The sequence below is a fragment of the Nesterenkonia sp. E16_10 genome, assembly GCF_017347085.1.
Lineage (GTDB): Bacteria > Actinomycetota > Actinomycetes > Actinomycetales > Micrococcaceae > Nesterenkonia.
The window spans coordinates 1-1,253 of record NZ_JADPSA010000010.1; the positions used below are offsets into that span (position 1 = coordinate 1).

The 1,253-nt window shown below is 64.1% G+C and carries 1 protein-coding gene; it reads right to left on the reverse strand.

All coding sequences use genetic code 11. The features are described from left to right. Positions 1 to 53 precede the first annotated feature (53 nt). Positions 54 to 1,165 (reverse strand): IS3 family transposase gene (locus tag I2487_RS03550; protein WP_207172900.1). Its coding sequence is split into 2 segments (ribosomal slippage): positions 54 to 895 and positions 895 to 1,165, totalling 1,113 coding nucleotides; the frame shifts between segments, so codons are not numbered across the junction. Positions 1,166 to 1,253 lie beyond the last annotated feature (88 nt).

Here is a 1,253-nt window from a genome sequence, read left to right on the forward strand (position 1 = left end):
CCGCTGGGTTGCCCCCGGAAGTAGGTCCACGCGTTATGCGGGCCGCGGTTTCTTCAATGGGTACAGATTTCAGCATACTCAGCCGGGCTGCGGTACCCGAGCGCTGAGTGGCGCCGGATGGTGTTGTATTCCTTCTTCCAATCCGTGATGATCACCCGAGCATGGGTCAAAGACCAGAAGCTGGTGATGTTCAGGCACTCATCCCGGATCCTGCTGTTGAAGGACTCCACGTACCCATTGCGCCACGGCGCACCCGGCGGGATGTAGTGGATCCCCGTGACCTCCCCGGCCCAGTCGGCCATCGCGTGGCAGATCAGCTCCGGGCCGTTGTCACACCGTAGGACCTCTGGAAGCCCCCGGTCAGCGGCGATAGCGTCGAGGTGGGCGGTGAGGTCATCACCGGTGATGCTGCGGGCCACGATCCCGCCCAGGCATTCGCGGGTGTGCTCATCGACGATCGAGGCGATCTTGATCGCCCGGCCGGTCTCATCGGCGTCGAACTGGAAGTCCACCGCCCACACCACATTCGGCGCGTCCGCCTGCGGGGCTTCCGCGGTGGAGGACCCTACGCGTTTGCGTCGACGTCTCACCGGAACCCGCAGCCCCTCTTCACGCCAGAGCCGCTGGACCTTCTTATGATTGACCGCCCAGCCCTCGGCGCGGGCATCATGGTAGGCCCGCCGGTAGCCCCAGCGCGGATGGTCCTTCGCATAGCCGCGCAGCCATGTCCGCAGCCCAGCATCGGGATCATCAGGGTGATCGGACTTCAGGGTCCGGCGGAAAGCGGATCGGGCAAGCCCGGCCAGCGCGGTGGCTCTGCGTTCACTGATGCCCATGGTGGCCATCAGGTGTCGCGCAGCTGCTCGGCGCCGGTCCGGGCTTAGAAGTTTCCCTCCGCCAGCTCCTTCAGCGCAGCCTTCTCCAGCTCCGCCTCGGCCAGGAGCTTCTTGAGCCGGTCGTTTTGCTTCTGAAGTTCCTTCAGCCGTTTGGCGTCTTCGGCTTTGAGCCCGCCGTATTGGTTCTTCCACCGGTAGTAGGTGGCCTCGGTGACTCCCAGTTCGCGGGCGGTGGCGGCGACGTCGTGGCCTTCTGCCTGGAGCTTCTCAGCGTCTTGGAGCTTCCGGATGATCTGTTCCGGGGTATGGCGTCTTCTCTTGCTTGTCATGGTCACACCAGTTTTCCTGCCCGGAGCGTCGGGCGCTAGTGCGACTCTCATAACTCGTGGACCGAAATTAGGGGGTCATGCCAAGGTC